The sequence below is a fragment of the Sutcliffiella horikoshii genome (genome assembly GCF_008180725.1).
Classification (GTDB): domain Bacteria; phylum Bacillota; class Bacilli; order Bacillales; family Bacillaceae_I; genus Sutcliffiella_A; species Sutcliffiella_A horikoshii_B.
This window is the reverse complement of the sequence record NZ_VTEV01000001.1, coordinates 698224-715382: the sequence shown is the minus strand read 5'-3', so window position 1 is coordinate 715382 and position 17159 is coordinate 698224. Positions and strand designations below refer to the sequence as shown.

Below are 17159 nucleotides of genomic sequence, written 5' to 3'. Positions count from 1 at the left end.
GGTGTACATAATGTCAGAAATTCTAGCAACCTATCTGGTTCATGATCATAAAGGAAATCTCGAAAAAAAAGCGGAAGGTATCGCGCTCGGACTTACAATCGGATCCTGGACTGACCTCCCGCAGCTTGAACAGGAACAGCTAAAAAAGCACAAAGGCAGAGTAGTTAGCGTGAAAAAACTCTCCTCTAGTGACAAGTTGGATGCATACTTTGGAAAAGCGGTAACACGCGGAATCATCCAAATAGCATACCCAAGTTTTAACTTCAGCAATGACCTCCCAGCCATATTAACCACGGTATTTGGCAAGCTATCACTGGACGGGGAGATAAAATTGATTGATCTCGAGTTCAGTGAAGACTTGAAGCTAGCTTATCCGGGACCAAAATTTGGAATAAAAGGGCTTCGCTCCATTACTGGCGTTCATCATAGACCATTTGTCATGAGTATCTTTAAAGGGGTGATCGGCAGGGACCTTGCTTATCACACAGAACAGTTGAAGGAACAGGCACTTGGAGGAGTGGATTTCATCAAAGATGACGAAATATTGTTTGAAAACAAACTAACCCCTTTTGAAAAAAGGATATTCGAAGGCAGAAGAATCTTAGAGGAAGTGAAAGAGGAGACAGGTCATCGTGCAAGATATGCGGTAAACCTAACAGGCCGTACGTTGGATCTTAAAGATAAAGCGAAAAGAGCTGTAGAATTAGGGGCTGATATTCTATTATTCAATGTTTTTGCTTATGGTCTTGATACACTGCAAAGTCTGGCTGAAGACAAGGAAGTATCCATTCCAATCATGGCGCATCCGGCGGTTAGCGGAGCCATCACCCCATCAGAATTTTATGGCATCTCGAATGAATTGTTGTTAGGAAAACTTTTACGATATGCAGGAGCCGACTTTTCTTTATTCCCATCTCCTTACGGAAGTGTTGCGTTGCCAAAGGAACAAGCGCTCGGAATCCGTGATGCATTAACCGTAACAGATAATCAGTTAAAAGAAACCTTACCTGTGCCATCAGCTGGGATACACCCTGGACTTGTACCGCTACTTTATCAAGATTTCGGAAATGACGCGGTCATTAATGCAGGTGGAGGGGTCCACGGTCATAAGCTTGGCGGAGCAGCAGGGGCAAAAGCTTTCCGTCAAGCGGTAGATGCGGTAAAAGCAGGGGAATCACTGGCAAGTTACGCACAGAAGTATCCTGAGCTGGAGGTTGCCATTAAGCAGTGGGGAAGTGTGGAGGTTACAACATGACAATCAAAAAGCAGATGATTTTTTGTGACTTTGATGGGACCATCACCAATAGTGACAATATCATTGCCATCATGAAGAAATTCGCTCCTGAAGAATGGGAAGACATTAAAAATAAAGTATTATCCCAGGAGATCTCCATCAAGGAAGGGGTAGGAAAGATGTTTGCCCTTCTTCCTACTGAACAAAAAGAGGTTATTAAGGAATTTATAGTCGCTAATGCCGAAATACGCGATGGCTTCAAGGAGTTTGTTGCTTACACAAAAGAAGAGGGAATTCCACTTTATATTGTATCTGGCGGTATTGATTTTTTTGTGGAACCACTTTTAGCAGGCTTGATAGAAGAAACAAACATCTATTGCAATCAGTCCGATTTTTCTGGAGAAAAAATAAATATCTTATGGCCGCATGCATGTGATGAAAAATGTAACAATGATTGTGGCTGCTGTAAACCATCTATTATCAGAAAGCTTGCCGATACAGACACCTATAAAATTGTAATTGGAGATTCCATTACAGATTTAGAGGCAGCAAAGCTTGCTGATCAAGTAATTGCGAGAGACTTTCTAATTAAAAAGTGTGAGGAGCAGTCCATTGCTTTTTCCCCATTCGAAACCTTTTATAATGTGATGGATATTTTGAAAAAACGGGAGGTGACTGCATGAGCCAATTTTTGAAGAAATGGACAGAGCTTTCTGAGGTTAAGGAAGAGTTGGCCTTGCGTGATTGGTTCTTTGGTACAAGTGGAAACCTTTCTATTAAAGTAACAGATACCCCACTGCAATTTTTGGTTTCCTCAAGTGGCAAGGATAAAAGGAGGATAACCTCAGAAGATTTTCTACTTGTGGATGAATCAGGAAAAGCTGTTGAAAATACCGACTTGAAGCCTTCAGCAGAAACATTACTGCATCTCGAAGTATACCAGAAAACCAAAGCCGGTTGCTCCTTGCATGTCCATACGATAGACAATAATGTCATATCTGAGCTATACGGTGACCAAGGGGAAATTAGATTCAAAGGGCAGGAAATCATTAAAGCATTCGGTATTTGGGAGGAAGATGCGGAAGTAAGCATCCCAATCATTAGAAATCATGCTGATATTCCAGCACTAGCAGATGAATTTTCTTCATTTATTGAAGAAGATGCTGGCGCTGTTCTCATCAGAAATCACGGAATTACCGTCTGGGGCAGAACTGCCTTTGAAGCAAAAAAACACCTTGAGGCCTGGGAGTTTCTATTCTCCTATCATCTAAAATTACTAAGTGTGAAAAACCTGGTTCGCCCAAAAGTATCTATTTAACCTAAGGAGGAATGTAACATGGCACTAATCAGATTGCATGAAACAAATGAAAGAATTGTAGGGGAAGAACATGTAGAAAGCTTCTTAATTGATAATGAAGTAATCTACGAAAACTGGGACATTGCAAAACTACCTCAACACTTACAGGGAAATTTTTCTTTGACAGATGAAAACAAGGAAGAAATTCTTACAGTTTTCAATGATGAAATTTCTGCAATATCCTTAAAAAGAGGGTACAAGGCACAAGACGTTATCTCATTATCTGAGACAACACCTAACCTGGAGCAACTTCTTCAGAACTTCAATAAAGAGCATCATCATACAGATGATGAAGTCCGTTTCATTGTCAGTGGACATGGTATTTTCGTCATTCAAGGAAAGGATGGTTCTTTCTTTGATGTTGAATTAGACCCTGGTGATTTAATCTCTGTCCCTCCAAATGTCAGACATTATTTCACCTTAATGGAGGATCGTAAAGTAGTCGCTGTTCGAATCTTCGTTACTACAGAAGGTTGGGTACCAATTTATGAAAAAGAGGAAGTAAATAACTAATATAAAACAGATGACCTTGCCTTGGCAGGGTCATTTGTTTTTCATTAATCTAAGAAATTGAAAATCCATCTAACCGAGTTAACCGAAAAAGCATTAACGTTCCTTTTTCGTAATTTTTAGCTGTGGATTGGAGCAAAAGGCGAAGACTCCTGAGGGAAATAGAGGTAGGTGGAGACCCCGCAGGCGAAGCCGAGGAGGCTCACGTCAGCCCCTAGGATAGCGAAGCCATTTGCGGAAAGGAACAGCGGTGACTACCCAACCAACTAAATTTTTTTCTTTATGTTACATGACTACTTTATCTGCCATGAGGGAATATAATGGTATGAAAACAGAGATAGATTTAGGAGGAAAAGGTTATGGAACATGTGGTAATTATTGGGGGTATTGCAGGGGGCATGAGTGCTGCCTCCAAGTTAAGAAGATTAGACGAAACAGTAAAAATCAGCGTATTTGAAAAAGATGAATATGTTTCTTACGGGGCGTGTGGATTGCCGTATTACATATCTGGTGTGACAGAATCTCATGAAGACCTGCTGGCAAGAACGGTAGAAGATTTTGAAGAACGAGACATTGCCGTCCATATTCATCATGAGGTAACAAACGTTGATCACTCCAACAAAAAGGTGATGGTGAAAAACCTCCAATCAGGCGAAGAAACATTCGTCCACTATGATAAACTACTGATTGCAACAGGAGCCAAACCAATTGTTCCACCTTTTATTCCCAAAGAAGCAAGCAATGTTCATACATTAAAGACACTGAATGATGGGATAGAAATGCGTAAGTACTACCAAAATGACAATATCAAAAGGGTAGGCATCATAGGTGGCGGATATATCGGAATGGAGCTTGTCGAAACAATGGTAGAGCTTGGCAAAGAGGTGTTTGTCATTGAGCTTCAAAATCAAATTTTACCAAATTACGATGAGGAAATGGCAAATATCATTTCTGATTCCCTGCAAGATAGAGTTGGAATCCGAACAGGAGAAGAAGTAAAGGAACTAAAAATGTCAGAGGGGAAAGTTACAAGCATTGAGACGGACAAAAATTCATACGAAGTCGATGCGGTTATTGTAAATATAGGAATAAAACCAAACACGGATTTTATTAAAGAACTAGGCTTAGAAATGCTCGAAAACGGCGCGATCATTGTTAATTCCCATCAGGAAACGAGCATCAAGTCTATATATGCTGCGGGAGATTGTGCAACAAGCAATCACCTTTTATTAAATAAACCAGTAAACATTGCGCTTGGTACGACGGCCAATAAACATGGAAGGGTGGCCGCCGACAATATTGCAGGCATCCCTTCTACATTTGATGGAATTCTCGGAACAAATGTGGTAAAAATTCTAGAATGGACGGCAGCTATGACCGGTATTACTGAAAAACAAGCAAAGCAGGAAAACTTAGATGTTGAAAAAATAGTAATTAAAACAAATAATCATGCCTCTTATTATCCTGGGGCAGAAAAGATTCATATCAAGCTGGTATATCAAAAAGAATCACGAAAGCTTTTGGGAGCACAACTTATTGGTCAGGATGAATCCATCGCTAAGAGACTTGATGTTTATGCGACAGCCATTACATGCGGTTTGACCACCAAGCAAATTGGTATGTTGGATTTGTGTTATGCTCCTCCATATGCTACCGTATGGGATGCTGTACAAGTTGCAGCAAATGCAGCTAAATAATTTAATAAAATGTAAAGAAGTTGCGTTAATATTATGAATTTTCTTTACCTTAGAAGACGATTATGCTACTGTTATAATAGTTTTATAACATACATATTCTAGAGAGAACTTGCCTAAGGAGTGAGAGATATGAAGGTTCGTTACAATTTTGTGCCAAAGCATGATGTAGAGTTCTGTGAACCAACTTACACAATTAAACAAGCTTATGAAAAAATCAAGGATACAGGCTACAGATGTATACCTATTCTTTCTAATGATGGGAATACATTTTTAGGGCTAGTCTACAAAGTGCACTTACTGGATTATCTATACGAACAAAAAGGTAGCCCCGATGATTCAGTAGAAGTACTGATCAAAAACCAAGATGCTTTTATTTTTGAGGAAGATTCATTCTTCAAAGCATTTTTCACGATTAAGCGACTGCCTTTTATCGCAGTGCTAAATGAGGAAAATGAGTTTCTTGGGATACTGACGCATGCCAACGTCATGGATGTCCTAGCTGATTCATTTGGAATGAAAACAGGTGGCTACACGCTTACTATCGCTACGATTGAACATAAAGGGGCAATCAAGGACCTTGTTTCCATGTTAAAGGACATTAATATCGACGGAATGCTCACACTAGACAATGGAGAAAAATATTTACGTAGGATCATTGTCAATTTACCAGCTGAATTGCCGCAAGAAAAGGTAAACAAATTAGTGAAGAAACTCGGAGAAAAAGAATTCCGAGTAACACATGTCGATCAAATTGATGTGCAAAAATAAAGATGAGAGCAGCCCCAAAATTCGGAGGCTGCTCTTTGTTCGTTGATTTCTTTTAATGCATTAAGATTTCTTTATCAACTAGGATGTTTGACAATGTCACAATTTCCGCTTTTTCTTGCAGTTTAGGGATATATTGTTTTAGGACACTTGCTGTCTTTTCCCCTACAATTCCAACATGGCCAATGGCTATGATCGAATCATCCACTTCCGTTTTTTTAATGAGCTGATTCGTTTGTTTGACAATATGGGTAGTGGTGTAGACTTCGTCAAAGAATAATTCATTCTCTAAAAAAGGAACCCCCAACTCTGTTGCTAATTCTGACACCACACTCTTTTTGGTTGTTTTACTATCTAAATAGTATAGATTTCGTTCTTTACAGATCCCTAGAATAATTTTCATAATTCGCTTATCGGCAGTGATTTTAGATCCCATATGGTTATTAATTCCTACCGCGTAAGGAACAGAATCAATGGCGTCATTTACTCTTTTATAAATTTCTTCATCAGATAGATTGGAGGTAATGGCACCTGGTCCTAGCCAGCTTCTCTTGCCTTTCAATGGTTCCATGGGAAGGTGAAGGATCACTTCGTGGCCTAATTGATGGGCCAGTTCAGCGTCTTCTTTGGTGGTAGAAAGAAAAGGCATGACTGCTACAGTCAACGGTACTGGTAAATGGAGGATTTCCTCGGTACCTTTCATGTTATTGCCAAAATCATCAATAACAATGGCCACTTTATTGCTAGGGAGTTCTTCGGCAGAAGGATTAATAGAAGGGAAACTAAAGATAAACATACTACTCAACATGATAACTACTATCACTTTCATTTTTGCACCTGCTTGTCTAATTATGTATTTTTTTGATTCGACAAAATTTGCATAGGTAAATGGAAAGAAGTGAATCAAACGCTACTCTCTCTAGTTACTTTGTCCTATTTTTTACATATGATTAAAAATAAATTCTATGAAAAAAATGTCTAACTTTGCGATTCTATTTACAATTATAGAAATTATTGTAATAATTTCTAATGTGGAATTTGATGGAGAAGGGGCGAGTCGCATGTCTTATGAAGGGTATGTAGATCAACTGTTATTACTTATTAAAGAAAAAAGAGATACGATGATAGCAGTGGCCAACAAGACTGGTTATATAAGTGAGCAAACGGTCAAATGTAGCCAGGATTTAGATAAGTTGATTTACAAATACCAAGAAATAATATATGAGAAAAAATAATGTTGCATAGAAAAAACCGTCCTAAAGGGACGGCTAGAATATCTGTGTTAGAAAAATCATGAATAGTAATCCAATGATGAAAGAATAGGTGGATGTTGTTTCATTCCCATCACCATGACTTTCAGGAATCAATTCTTTATAGATGATATAAAGCATCGCTCCTGCTGCAAAAGCAAGTCCATATGGGACAAGGGAGGATACAACTGAAGTGAGATAGAATCCTAATAAAGCCATTGGTATCTCGACAGCCCCGGTTAGAGTTGCAACCATAAAAGCTTTCAGTTTTGTTATCCTCTGATTTATTAAGAATAAAGCCACCAAAAAACCTTCTGGTGCATTTTGTAACCCAATCGCAAATGCAATTAAATTTCCGGTGTCTGCTGCATCTGATGCATAGCTTACCCCAACAGAAAGTCCCTCTGGTATATTGTGCAGCGTTATCGCTGCTACAATCAGCATTGCTTTTTGATCAAAAGCGATTCCCTTTCGATTATGCTCCAAATCTATATGAGGAATAGACCTTTCTAAAAGAGTCAACGTAATGACACCTAAAAGCAACCCAATTCCTAATGGAACAAAACCACCATATGAAAGAGCCTCCGGTATTAAACTCATCGTCGCTGCAGCCATCATGATTCCAGCTGTAAATGCAAGAAGGTTATCTCTCCATCTGTGAGTCAATGTGTTATTCAAAAATAAAATTGGCAAGGCACCTAAGCCTGTGGACATAGCAGCCAATACACTTCCTATTATTACATCTGACATCATATATTTCCTTTCCAGTCTTTATCAGGAAGTTCTCTAATGGAGAACTTTCCTTTTTTATGTACTAAGCATATTGTACCAATAATTTTTTTATATACAAAGTAAGGCGATTTAAACAAATCACACTATAGACCTGACAGGACGTCTCTCATCTATCATCAGACAACTATATCTAATTTTTTATAAAAAATGAGAAAAATTTATCGATTATAATAGTTTATTGTAAATTTTATATGAAGAAAACGTTGTTTGAACACGAATAATGCAATAAAAAGTAAATATTTTTAACATTTTGTAAAAAAACTGAAAAAATTGTAGCCCTATCCAACTTTAGTTCGTTATACTTTTAAATGTGAGAGAAACACAATCATAATTTCTTAGGGGGAAAAAGAAACATGAAGAAGTTTTTATCAATCTTTTTGGTTGCTATTCTTGCAATCAGCCTGGCTGCATGTGGCAGTAACAACTCTAGTGGAGAAAACACAAACTCTAACTCAGACTCTGCAACTGGTGGAGAGCAAATCACACCTGAAAAAATTGTTATGGGATTTGTACCATCTCAAGAATCAGACACTATTGCTGACACGGTAGCGCCATTGGCAGATCGTATAGGAGAAGAGCTTGGTATTGAAGTGGAAGGTCGAGTTATGACTGACTATACTGCTCTAATTGAAGCAATGGGATCAAATGAAGTACATGTTGGATTTATTCCTGCGTTCGGTTATGTATTGGCTAATGAGCAATATGGTGCAGAAGTAATCTTAAAGTCTATCAGATATGGTAGTGGTACATACAAAGCTCAGTACATCGTTAGAGCGGATTCTGGTATTGAATCACTTGCTGACCTTGAGGGCAAAATTTGGGCATACCCTGATGCAGCTTCTACATCTGGATTCCTATTCCCTGCATCTCAATTGATGGACGAGTTTGACATTGCTAGTGCACAAGATTTACAAACTACTTTTTTCAGTGACACTGTACAATCAGGTGCACATGACACAGCTGCAATCGCTGTATACGAAGGTGATGCTGATGTTGCAACAACTTTCGAAGATGTTCGTACTGGATTAGAAGAAGAATATCCAGACATTATGGAAAAAACAAAAGTTATTGGTTACACAGAGGAAATTCCTAACGATACAATTTCTGTAACAAAAGAACTAGATGATGAATTAGTACAAAAGATTAAAGATACATTCCTATCTTTCAATGAAGATGAAGACATGATCAAAATCATGAACGAAGTATACAGCTGGGATGAAATCAGTGAAGCTACTGATGAAGAGTATAAAGTTGTAAAGGAAACTTATGAGAAATTCAAGGATTCCATTTCTTTCTAATTTTATATGATTTGCAATCTAGGGGGAGGTTGCTTCCCCTATTTTGTTGTGTATGTTATGAATTGAGGGGGTTTCAACATGATACAGTTCAAAGATGTTTCCTTGGTTTATCCAAATGGAACACAAGGGTTGAAGAACATAAATGTAACCATTAATGAGGGCGAATTTGTCGTTATTGTAGGTTTGTCTGGTGCCGGGAAATCTACTTTTATAAGAAGCATTAACAGACTGGTTACTCCAACAGATGGAGAGCTAAATGTAGACAATGAAAATATTTTGACTTATCGAAACAATGACTTGAGAAAATTACGAACTAAGGTGGGGATGATTTTTCAGAACTACAATCTTGTAAAAAGATCGAATGTTTTGAAAAATGTACTTGCCGGTCGCTTAGGATATACAGGAACACTCCGTTCCACCTTTAATTTATTCAAAAAAGAAGATCTTGCACTAGCTTATGAAAGCCTAAAGCGAGTAAATATAGAAGAAAAACTATATAACCGTGCCGATGAACTAAGTGGGGGTCAACAGCAACGTGTAAGCATTGCACGCGTGTTGACACAAAAGCCTAGATACATTTTAGCTGATGAGCCAGTTGCTTCCTTAGACCCACCAACATCTCATCAGGTTATGACATACTTAAAGAAGATCAATAAAGAAGATAAGATCACCACTATTGTGAACCTTCACTTTATTGATATGGCGATGGAGTATGCAGATCGGATAATTGGAATGAGAGCAGGCGAGGTAGTATTCGACGGCCCAGTATCGGAAGTGTCCGAGAAAACGTTCGAACAAATCTATGGGCGTGCAATTCGTGAAGACGATTTGCGCGGAGGTGTCGAACAGTGAAGTTAGAGGAACAAGTGAAGTTAGAGGACAAAAAATACGCACCATCCCTTCTACCTGCCAAAACGAAAGCCAGAATTTCCATAATTTTTGCTGCTGTAATAGGATTCTATATACTTAGCACTGTTAAAACGGGTGCAACAATAGGGGACTTGCTCGACGGAATACCCAATATGGGTCGAGTAGTCGTAAAGTTTTTCCCACCAAATTTCAATGTTTTTATCCATATTATCGAGCCATTGGCAGTAACCATTCAGATGGCCATCATTGCAACAACAGTTGCAGCCTTTCTTTGCATTCCAATGAGTTTATTAGCGGCACAAAATGTAACATCCAATAAATTTGTTTATACGTTTGTTCGCTCCATCTTAAATATTTTGCGTACAATTCCAGACTTGGTTCTTGCTGTTATTTTCGTTGGTTTATTTGGAATCGGTGTTTTACCTGGTATTTTAGCACTTATTATTTTTTCATTAGGAATTTTAGCAAAGTTAATCAGTGAAACAATCGAGTCAGTTGATATGAACCCAATGGAAGCAATGAGTGCATCTGGAGCAAACACATTGCAAAAAATCTCTTTTGCACTTATCCCGCAAGTGTTGCCTCAATTTGTTTCTTTTGTACTGTATGTATTTGAAATCAATATTCGTGCCTCTGTTGTCCTAGGTTTAGTAGGAGCAGGGGGAATTGGTATAGTGTTGAGTCAACAGCTTAAGTTTTACAATTATCCAAACGCAATGTTAATCATTCTTGTGATTTTCGTTCTTGTCGTAGCTATTGAATACATCTCAACTAAAATCAGGGAGGCGATTGTTTAATGGAACTTGTATTACCTCCCAAAAAGAAAAAATCTGGTTGGAAGACGGTTAAGAATTGGGGAATATTCCTTTTTCTTACCGTTATGTACATTTGGACCTTTACAGGAATAGATATTGACTGGGGACGAGCTTTTGACAGAATGGTGAATAACTTCCAACGTGTTATTCCTAAATTGTTCAATCCAGAATGGACTTCCTTAGGGAAAGTTTGGACAGCGATGGTAGAAACTTTATACATTGCCTTTGCCGGTTCTTTAATGGCAGCTATCATTGCTATTCCATTAGGATTTTTGGCAGCTCAGAATATGACAAAAAGTAAAGTGTTGACCACATTTGGGAAATGGATCCTTAGTGGAATTCGAGCATTTCCAGATCTAATACTGGCCATTTTGTTTGTTGTAGCAGTAGGGCCGAATCCTTTTGCCGGGGTATTGGCGATTGCGATTGGGTCTACAGGAATGCTGGGAAAATTGTATTCGGAAGTATTGGAATCGATTGATATGAACATTGTGGAAGCAATGGAAGCAAGCGGGGCAAATAAAGTCCAAATATTGTTCCATGGTGTGATACCGCAAATCATTCCAGAATTCTTATCCTATGCCATTTACCGATTTGAAATTGATGTTCGTGCTTCTACGATACTTGGTATCGTAGGTGCTGGAGGTATCGGGACACTCATCCAGTTCGCACAAATGAATCGGAATTGGGAAGAGATGGGACTGATTCTTTTGGTCATCATCGTGGTGGTTACCATCATAGACTTTCTATCTGCATCCATTCGTAAAAGAATCGTATAATCTCAATTACTTAGGGTTGATCATATATTGATCGACCCTATCTTTCATTTTTTAAAAAATGAGGTAAAGGAGGCATCTTTTTTGAAGCTTAAATTGACCATACTAGAAACAAGTGACATCCATGGCTCCATCATGCCTTTAAGTTATGGAAATAATAAATATGCACCACTTGGTTTGGCAAAGGTTTCTACCATCTTAAAAGAAGAACGAACTAGGGAACAACATGTATTAGTTATAGACAATGGAGACCTGATTCAAGGTACGCCATTGACTTATCACTATGTAAAAAAACAATCTTATGAAGAAAATCCGATGATTCGTGTGTTGAATCACCTTAATTATGACGCTGCAGTAGTTGGGAACCATGAGTTTAATTATGGAATGGATGTGTTGAAGCATGCTGTCAAAACTTCAAGATTTCCTTGGTTAAGTGCAAATATTTTAGATGAGCAAAGTGGGAAACCGTTTTTAGGAAAGCCTTATACTATTAAACAATATGATTCTGCAAAAGTGGCTGTCTTGGGGGTGACCACACAATACATCCCTAATTGGGAAAATCCTGCCAATATAGAGGGCTTAACGTTTGAAGATGTATTGAAATCCACTCAAAAATGGGTTTCTTATATTAAGGAAAAAGAAAAGCCTGATCTGCTCATTGTCAGCTACCACGGTGGCTTTGAAAAAGATCCTACTTCTGGTGAAATAACGGAAAACCTGACAGGAGAAAATCAAGGCTATGAAATTTGCCTAAATATAGCCGGTATTGATGTCCTTCTTACAGGTCATCAGCACCGTACAATTGCAACAAATATTAATAATGTTCTTGTCCTTCAACCTGGCGTCAATGGCCAGATGATTGGTAAAGCAACTATTGTGTTTGAAAAAGAAGCAGGTATGTGGAAGATTGTTGATAAGAAAGCGGAGCTAAGATCTATAGAACAAGTGGAAGCAGATCAGGATGTTATCGAATTAATACAAGACTATGAAACAGCCACCCAACAATGGCTTGATACACCGATGGGGAAAATCAATGGTGATATGATGGTCGAAGATGCACATCAACTACGCTTAGGCGATAACGCACTAATTGAATTCATCAATAAGGTACAAACAAAAGTATCCGGTGTGGAGATTTCTAATACGGCACTTTTTCATAATAACTCTCCAGGATTTCCTGCCAATGTAACCATGAGAGATATTGTTTCTAATTATATCTATCCCAATACTTTGAAGGTTATTCAAATTACAGGTCAAGATATAAAGGATGCGCTTGAACGATCCGCTTCTTATTTTATGATTGGTGAAGGTGGAGAGTTAGAAGTGAACCCTTCCTTTACCACACCAAAACCACAACACTACAATTACGACATGTGGGAAGGTATTGAATATATTTTGGACATAAGGAGGCCAATTGGGGAGAGAGTAGTGAAATTAGAAAGAAATAGGAAGGAAATGGACTTAAATCAAGAATTTGAAGTGGTAATGAACAACTACCGTGCTGGTGGTGGCGGTGACTATACTATGTATCGAGACAAGCGAGTAGTAAAAGATATACCTATGGATATGTCCGAACTGATTGCTAACTTTATTCTTGAAGAAAAGGTGATTGATGCCACAATCAATCGTAATTGGAAGGTTATCTGGAAAGAAGATGACGAAGGTGACAAATGATACTTGAATGGTGTGGGATTTTACATTTTCTTGAATTGTAATTGACGAATGACGTCAATTACTATACCATTAGTTTTAATTCAAGATATTTTATAAAAAGGAATGACTTTTATGGCAGAAAGACACGAGCTCGATACTTCATTGAAATTATTTATCGTTCTATCCAGAGCATTTCGTGCACTGAATGACAAAGCGAACCAATCTATCCAAAGCTTTAATCTGAATCCAACCGAATTCGCAGTGCTAGAACTTCTCTACCACAAAGGAGAACAACCCTTACAGCAAATCGGCGGAAAGATTTTATTGGCAAGTGGCAGCATCACGTATGTAGTCGATAAATTGGAAAACAAAGGACTCTTAGCCCGCAAAGCATGTCCTAAAGACAGAAGGGTAACTTATGCCCAAATAACGGATGAGGGAAAACAACTACTGAATGAAATATTCCCAAAACACGAACAACACATCCACACCCTAGTCGACGGCCTTAACCAACAAGAAAAAGAACAAGCCATCCAACTCATCAAAAAACTTGGCCTAAACGCCCAACAAAAAGACTGACCTTTAAAAGGTTGGTTTTTTTTTGTTGCAAAAAAATTTCCTTGTGGGGTCAGACCCCACAAGGAATTTCTTGATTCATGTCGAATATTAAGTAAGGTGAAGTCTGTTTGTAAAGGGGATAGTACATATGAGATTTGAAGAGTTTGGTTATTCTCGTCCTAATATGGATGAGGTGGAGAAGAGGTTTATGGCTGCTGTTGAGAGATTTGAGGCGGCAGAATCTGTTGCAATGCAGGAGGAAGCGATTCGGGAAATCAATGATGTTCGAAATCAATTAAGTACAGATTTCAACCTAGTTTATATTCGTCATTCCATTGACACGAACGACGAGTTTTACAAAGAAGAACAGGATTTCCTTGATGAGATCGAACCGCTGACGAAATCATTGGAAACAAAATTTTATAAAGCACTGATTAAATCACCATTCAGAAACGAGCTTGAAGAAAAATGGGGAACACAGCTATTTGCTCTGGCAGAATGTGAATTGAAAACATTTGATGATGCGATTATCGAAGACCTCCAGCTTGAAAATAAACTTACAACTAAATACTCTAAGTTGGTTGCTTCCGCAAAAATTAATTTTAACGGAGAAGAACTTACGCTTGCTCAATTAGATCCCTATACAGAGTCCGAGGACCGTGACGTTCGTAAGCAAGCAAGTGAAGCTAAGTTTGGTTTCTTCCAAGAGAACCAAGAAGAGTTTGATGAGATCTTTGATCAACTTGTCAAAATTCGTACGAAAATGGCAAAGAAGCTTGGCTATGATAGTTTTGTGGAGCTGGGATATGCCCGTATGACCCGTACAGATTATAATGCGGAGATGGTTGCTAAATTCCGAAATCAAGTTAAAGATTCCATCGTTCCATTGGTAGAAACGCTATCTAAAAGGCAGCAGGAGCGAATCGGTGTAGACTCCATGAAGTATTTTGACGAAGGATTTAAATTTAGAACGGGTAACGCAAAGCCAAAAGGAACACCTGAGTGGATCATTGAAAATGGGAAACAAATGTATGAAGAGTTATCGGTAGAGACAAAAGAGTTCTTCCAATTTATGATTGATAAGAACTTGATGGACCTTGTTGCAAAAAAAGGGAAAGAAGCTGGAGGATATTGCACATATATCCCGACTTATAAGGCACCATATATCTTCTCGAATTTTAATGGAACGAGCGGAGATATTGACGTTTTAACACATGAAGCTGGACATGCATTCCAAGTTTATATGAGCCGTGATTTTGATGTGCCTGAGTATAACTGGCCAACATATGAGGCTTGTGAAATCCATTCTATGAGCATGGAATTCTTTACTTGGCCGTGGATGAACCTGTTCTTCAAAGAGGATACAGAAAAGTATAAGTTCTCTCACTTAAGTGGAGCGATCTCCTTCTTGCCATATGGTGTAGCGGTTGATGAATTCCAACATTATGTTTACCAAAACCCAGATGCTTCGCCAGCTGAAAGAAATCAAGCCTGGAGGGAAATTGAAAAGAAATACTTGCCGGGCCGTGATTACGATGGGAATACCTATTTAGAAGCAGGTGGTTTCTGGCAACGTCAAGGCCACATTTATCGTACACCTTTCTATTATATTGATTACACTTTGGCTCAAATTTGTGCCCTGCAATATTGGAAACTTTCACAAGAAAATCCTGAATCTGCATGGAACTCTTATTTGGAACTATGCAAACAAGGTGGAAGCAAATCATTTGTCGACCTAGTGAAATTCGCTGGACTTCGCTCTCCATTTGAAGATGGTTGCGTAGAGTCCGTTGTCGGAGAGATTGAAAGCTATTTAAATGAAGTGAATGATAAAGCGTTATAAGAGAAAAAGCTGTCGTATCCTTCGACAGCTTTTTCTTTCACTTTTACCGCAAATTTTGTAGAATAAAGGGTATACTTTAACCAAAATAGATTTAAAATCCGAAAAAAATCGGTAAGGTACATAAGATACTATCATTAATTTTTTTAGTATCAGAAAAGGAAGTGACTGTTATGAAAACAAATGTATTATTTTCCAATGTTTCAACCTTAAAAGTATACGGTGATTTCCCTTTGTCCGTTTCTAATATTTTTTCTGATTCTAGACAAGTTACAACAGACTCAGTATTTGTTTGTATAAAAGGCTATACAGTGGATGGGCACCGCTATATACCATCAGCAATCGAAAAAGGCGCAAATGTGATTGTGGTACAGGACCTGCCGGAACAATTGGATGAGAGAATTTGCTATGTGCACGTAAGAGACACTGAGCGCGCTTTGGGTCAGTTAGCCAATGTATTCTTCGACTATCCATCCACCAAACTTCGAATTGTTGGGGTTACAGGAACCAATGGTAAAACGACCGTATCAAGTGTCATTAATAATGTAATGAGAAAAGAAGGATATAAAACCGGATTAAGCGGTACCATTGAAATCGATATAGACGGAGAAAAGTATGAAAGTAAAAATACGACAAGTGACGTATTAACTATGCAACGAATGCTAAAAGATATGGTAGAAGCCGGTGTAACGGATGTCGTAATGGAAGTATCCTCACATGGTCTAGTTCTCGGCCGTCTTGCCGGAGTGGAATTCCAAAACGGTGTATTCACTAACCTAACACAAGACCACCTCGATTTTCATGGGACGATGGAGAATTATAAAAACGCCAAAGGTCTACTTTTTGCTCAATTAGGACAGGACCTCCGTAAAGACAAAGCAGCAATCTTGAACGTGGATGATGCAGCAACCGAAGATTATATACAAATGACAGGTGCTAGAATTATCACTTACGGAATTAAAAACGATGCGGATTTCAAAGCGCGTGACATTAAGTTCTTTGAAAATAAGACAAGCTTCATCCTTGAAACTAATTTTGGCGAATATGAGTTAGAAATTCCATTCGTTGGGGAGTTTAACGTCTATAATATTTTATCCGTCATTTGCGTCCTTTGGGATAAGGGGATGCCGTTTGAACGTATCTTGAATCACTTAAGAGAGACTAACCCTCCGAGTGGACGCATGCAAACTCTTCAGACTGGTGATAAACGCAATGTTATCATTGATTATGCTCATACTGAAGATGCAATCGGCAAAGCGTTGGACAGCATACGCATGTTCTCTAAGCAAAAAATTATTTCCATTATCGGCACAGGTGGAGGAAGAGACAAAGATAAACGCCCTAAAATGGGTAGAATTGCAACCGAAAAATCAGAATATGTCATCTTTACTACGGATAATCCACTTGATGAGCCTGGAGAAGAAATTGTCCAGGGGATGGCTGCTGGAGCCACTCATGAAAACTTTGAGTGTATACCTGATCGGGAACAAGCAATCATCCGAGCTGTTGAAATTGCTGGTGAAGGGGATGTTATCCTTATTGCCGGTAAGGGTCATGAAAATTATCAATTGATTGGGAATGAATCCGTTCCATTTGATGAAAAAGAAATTACGCTCAAAGCAATACAGGCCTTTCCACTTACAGAAACCATACCTACAACATAGAGAAATGGATATAGGCTGACTAGTTGATTGGCTCACTTATATTATAGTGAGTCAATTAACTAGTCATCTTTTTTTGGATT

Annotated in this window: 17 protein-coding genes; 15 read left to right on the top strand and 2 right to left on the bottom strand. The window is 38.5% G+C overall.

The features are described 5' to 3' along the window. Positions 1-10 precede the first annotated feature (10 nt). The 6 genes from mtnW (at position 11) to cbpA (ending at position 5566) form a co-directional block, all read left to right on the top strand. Positions 11-1255, top strand: coding sequence for a 2,3-diketo-5-methylthiopentyl-1-phosphate enolase (gene mtnW, locus FZC76_RS03545; RefSeq protein ID WP_148986880.1), 1245 nt, complete (start codon positions 11-13; stop codon positions 1253-1255). Continuing rightward, positions 1252-1917: a 2-hydroxy-3-keto-5-methylthiopentenyl-1-phosphate phosphatase gene (locus FZC76_RS03540; protein WP_148986879.1), complete on the top strand. Its 666-nt coding sequence runs from the start codon at positions 1252-1254 to the stop codon at positions 1915-1917. Before mtnW ends, FZC76_RS03540 begins: the two co-directional genes overlap by 4 nt. Next, complete coding sequence (locus FZC76_RS03535) at positions 1914-2552, top strand: methylthioribulose 1-phosphate dehydratase (protein ID WP_148986878.1); 639 nt, start codon at positions 1914-1916, stop codon at positions 2550-2552. The genes FZC76_RS03540 and FZC76_RS03535 overlap by 4 nt, the downstream gene beginning before the upstream one ends. 18 nt (positions 2553-2570) lie before the next feature. Next, entirely contained in the window at positions 2571-3104 is a 534-nt protein-coding gene (locus FZC76_RS03530; RefSeq protein ID WP_148986877.1) for a cupin domain-containing protein, read from the top strand. Between the two features lie 356 nt (positions 3105-3460). Next, on the top strand, positions 3461-4798 hold the full coding sequence (locus FZC76_RS03525) for a CoA-disulfide reductase (protein ID WP_148986876.1): 1338 nt from the start codon (positions 3461-3463) through the stop codon (positions 4796-4798). Between the two features lie 129 nt (positions 4799-4927). Continuing rightward, complete coding sequence (gene cbpA / locus FZC76_RS03520) at positions 4928-5566, top strand: cyclic di-AMP binding protein CbpA (protein WP_148986875.1); 639 nt, start codon at positions 4928-4930, stop codon at positions 5564-5566. 52 nt (positions 5567-5618) lie between these two features. On the opposite strand, the gene FZC76_RS03515 is transcribed toward cbpA, so the two are convergent. Continuing rightward, a complete protein-coding gene (locus FZC76_RS03515) occupies positions 5619-6392 on the bottom strand; it encodes a divergent polysaccharide deacetylase family protein (RefSeq protein WP_148986874.1) in 774 nt (257 codons plus the stop codon). 136 nt (positions 6393-6528) lie between these two features. On the opposite strand from FZC76_RS03515, the gene FZC76_RS03510 reads away from it, so the two are divergent. Beyond that, a complete protein-coding gene (locus tag FZC76_RS03510) occupies positions 6529-6798 on the top strand; it encodes an aspartyl-phosphate phosphatase Spo0E family protein (protein WP_148986873.1) in 270 nt (89 codons plus the stop codon). A 33-nt stretch (positions 6799-6831) separates the two neighbouring features. On the opposite strand, the gene FZC76_RS03505 is transcribed toward FZC76_RS03510, so the two are convergent. Continuing rightward, positions 6832-7563 (bottom strand): ZIP family metal transporter, encoded by a 732-nt coding sequence (locus tag FZC76_RS03505; RefSeq protein ID WP_148986993.1) that lies wholly within the window; start codon positions 7561-7563, stop codon positions 6832-6834. 395 nt (positions 7564-7958) lie between these two features. On the opposite strand from FZC76_RS03505, the gene phnD reads away from it, so the two are divergent. The 8 genes from phnD (at position 7959) to FZC76_RS03465 (ending at position 17079) form a co-directional block, all read left to right on the top strand. Continuing rightward, complete coding sequence (gene phnD / locus FZC76_RS03500) at positions 7959-8903, top strand: phosphate/phosphite/phosphonate ABC transporter substrate-binding protein (RefSeq protein WP_148986872.1); 945 nt, start codon at positions 7959-7961, stop codon at positions 8901-8903. 78 nt (positions 8904-8981) lie between these two features. After that, on the top strand, positions 8982-9755 hold the full coding sequence (gene phnC, locus FZC76_RS03495) for a phosphonate ABC transporter ATP-binding protein (RefSeq protein ID WP_148986871.1): 774 nt from the start codon (positions 8982-8984) through the stop codon (positions 9753-9755). Then, a complete protein-coding gene (gene phnE, locus FZC76_RS03490; RefSeq protein ID WP_262372365.1) occupies positions 9752-10570 on the top strand; it encodes a phosphonate ABC transporter, permease protein PhnE in 819 nt (272 codons plus the stop codon). Before phnC ends, phnE (FZC76_RS03490) begins: the two co-directional genes overlap by 4 nt. Next, on the top strand, positions 10570-11367 hold the full coding sequence (phnE, locus tag FZC76_RS03485) for a phosphonate ABC transporter, permease protein PhnE (RefSeq protein WP_148986870.1): 798 nt from the start codon (positions 10570-10572) through the stop codon (positions 11365-11367). The genes phnE (FZC76_RS03490) and phnE (FZC76_RS03485) overlap by 1 nt, the downstream gene beginning before the upstream one ends. Positions 11368-11448: 81 nt before the next feature. Then, complete coding sequence (locus tag FZC76_RS03480) at positions 11449-13038, top strand: bifunctional metallophosphatase/5'-nucleotidase (RefSeq protein WP_148986869.1); 1590 nt, start codon at positions 11449-11451, stop codon at positions 13036-13038. Positions 13039-13149: 111 nt separating this feature from the next. Then, on the top strand, positions 13150-13596 hold the full coding sequence (locus tag FZC76_RS03475) for a MarR family winged helix-turn-helix transcriptional regulator (RefSeq protein WP_148986868.1): 447 nt from the start codon (positions 13150-13152) through the stop codon (positions 13594-13596). A gap of 127 nt (positions 13597-13723) precedes the next feature. After that, entirely contained in the window at positions 13724-15418 is a 1695-nt protein-coding gene (locus FZC76_RS03470) for a M3 family oligoendopeptidase (RefSeq protein ID WP_148986867.1), read from the top strand. 170 nt (positions 15419-15588) lie between these two features. Further along, on the top strand, positions 15589-17079 hold the full coding sequence (locus tag FZC76_RS03465) for a UDP-N-acetylmuramoyl-L-alanyl-D-glutamate--2,6-diaminopimelate ligase (protein WP_148986866.1): 1491 nt from the start codon (positions 15589-15591) through the stop codon (positions 17077-17079). Positions 17080-17159: the final 80 nt, after the last annotated feature.